This window comes from Thermoanaerobaculia bacterium, from assembly GCA_035260525.1.
In the GTDB taxonomy this organism is placed as follows: Bacteria; Acidobacteriota; Thermoanaerobaculia; order UBA5066; family DATFVB01; genus DATFVB01.
The window spans coordinates 1-2,529 of sequence record DATFVB010000099.1 but is presented as its reverse complement, the minus strand read 5'-3'; the positions used below and the strand labels follow the sequence as shown (position 1 = coordinate 2,529).

Here is a 2,529-nt window from a genome sequence, read left to right as displayed (position 1 = left end):
GCGGGTCGGCGAGTGCGGAGGCCGGTTGGCTCACGGACACCCGCGGGTCCAAGCCCGTTTCAACGACCGCTGACGAACTCCGGATCCAGCGCCTTCACCGCGCCCCCTCGACCAGAAACAGCCTCGAGATCATCACGCGGTTGCTGTAGGCGTAGTACTTCTCGTCGGGGGTCATGGCGACGGCCCCGACCTGCAGCGCGCCGGCGAGACGCGAGCCGCCGAGCGTCCGGACCGGCGTGCGTCGGCCGGTCGCAACGTCGATGCGATCGATCCTCGCGGGCATCTCCGCCGCCTGGACGACGAGGATCGACCGGCCGTCGGCGGCCCACTGGACGACCCATTCGTCGGGCAGCGAACCGGGAACCGGCCGCGGCGCGCCGCCCGCCGCCGGGTAGAGTGCGAGGCCGGCCCCGCCGACCTGCCGGACGAGGAACGCCGCGGCGTCGGGCGACACGAAGCCGTCGGTCGTTCCCTCCGGCGTCACCGGGCGCGGTTTCCCGCCGGCGACGGGTATGACGTAGCAGCGCACGGCGTGGCCTTCTTCGTTGCCGCAGGCGAGGACTTTCGACCCGTCGGGGAAGAATCGCGCGGATTCGATGCTCAGGATCCCGCCGGTGTCGAGGCGGCGGGTCTCGCCCGCTCCCGTCGGATCGAGCACGAGCTGCTGCGGCGAAGTCGGGATGCCGACGAGGGCCCACTTGCCGTCCCGAGAGAGGTCCTGCGCGAAGCCTTCCCCCAGCCGGACGACCGGAGACCCGTCCGTTCCGCGAAGGCAGGCCGCGTAGTTGACGCCGACGCTTCCGCTCGACTCGTTGAAGAGGAGCGTCTTTCCGTCGGGACTCAGGGCGATCGGGTCGGAGAGGTCGAGCCACGAGAGGTCCTTTTCGACCTTCTCTCCGGGGGCGAGCACCGGCATCTCCCTCAGGAAATCGTCGCGCGTGACGAGCCACCGGCCGTCGGTCCCGACGTCCTGCACGGTGACGCCGCCGGCGCTCTCGAGCGCGTCGCGGCGATGGCCGGCGAGGTCGATCGCATACACCTTGAAGTTGTTGTACGCGGTGCCGGCGGAGAAGAGGATCTCCTTCCCGTCTCGAGACCATGCGAGGCCCTCCTCGCCCCAGTAGCCGTCGGAGAGGACGGTCCGGTTCCCCTCGAGATCGACGACCGCGACGAGCCCGCGGTCGTCCCACTTGATGGGATGTTCGAAGAACGCGATCCGGTCACCCTTCGGCGAGAAGCGCGGATTGCTGAGGTAACCGCCGACTTCGCGAAGAACCTTTCCGACGGGGAACTCCAGCCGGTCCTTTCCGGCCACGGTTCGGATGACGGCGAGCTGGGAGCCGTCCGGCGACCAATCCGCTTCCCGGACGCCGTCGAGGACCTCCCGCGGCGCGCCTCCCTCGAGGGGCATCCGCGCGAGCGTCCCGAGAAAGACGTCGTGCCGCATGAGCCTCGGGTGGGTGAGCACGGCGAGCTCCCCCTTCGGCGAGACTGAAAGGAGGGCTGTGCCCGGCGGCCCGAAGAGCGAAGCGCCGGGGAATCCCGGCCGGACCGCGAAGATCGACGGATTGCTCCCGGACGGAGCGGAAGCGTAGAAGACGGTCTTCCCGTCGGGCGCGAAGCGGGCATTGAAAATCGGCTCCTGACGGAACGTGAGCTGCGAGAACGTCCGGCTCGCCGGCGCCGATTGCTTCTGGACCCGCCGGCCCAGGAAAAAGGCTGCGGCGATCGCGGCGACCGCTACCGTTCCCGCGATCATGGCCGTGCGACGCGGCAGGGGACGTCTGGCCGGCCGTCCGGCGGCGGCGGCCCTTCCGGATACCGAGGCGCCGGAGACGGCTTCCAGGTCGAAGGCGAGATCGCTCGCGGAGTGGAACCGCGCCTCGGGAGACTTCTCCAAGCAGCGCCGCACGATTCGGTCGAGCGCCGGCGCGATGTTCCGTCCGGACTCGAGGAGCTCCGGAGGCTCCTCCTTCAGGATCGCGTTCATCGTCTCGACGTGGGAGTCGCCCTTGAACGCGCGCCGGCCCGAGAGCATCTCGTAGAGGATCGCGCCGAAGGAGAAGATGTCGGTCCGGGCGTCGAGCTCGCGCCCGCGCACCTGCTCCGGCGACATGTAGCCGACGGTTCCGAGGACGGTGCCGGGCTCGGTGCCGGCGGGCGAGGTCGGCGCGTTGGTTTCGGCCGCGTCCGGACCGACCTTCTTCGCGAGTCCGAAGTCGAGGATCTTCACGCGGCCGTCCGCGGTGACGAAGACGTTCTCGGGTTTCAAATCGCGGTGGATGATCCCCTTCTCGTGCGCGGCGGCGAGCCCGCGCGCGATCTGAACGCCGATCTCCACGGCGCGCCGCTGCGGGAGCGCGGCGCTGTCGACCCTTGCGCGGAGCGTTTCTCCTTCCAGGAGCTCCATGACGGCGTAGGCGACCCCACCGTCCGTCCCGAAGTCGTGGATTGCCAGGATGTTCGGGTGATTCAACGCCGCGACCGCGTGCGCTTCGCGCTCGAAGCGCGCGAGCGCGTCAGAATCGT

Annotated in this window: 1 protein-coding gene; it reads right to left on the bottom strand. The window is 69.8% G+C overall.

Annotated elements, in window-relative coordinates; translation table 11 throughout:
- Positions 1 to 94: 94 nt before the first annotated feature.
- On the bottom strand, positions 95 to 2,529 hold a 2,435-nt coding region (locus VKH46_04820; GenBank protein ID HKB70144.1), incomplete at its 5' end, for a protein kinase.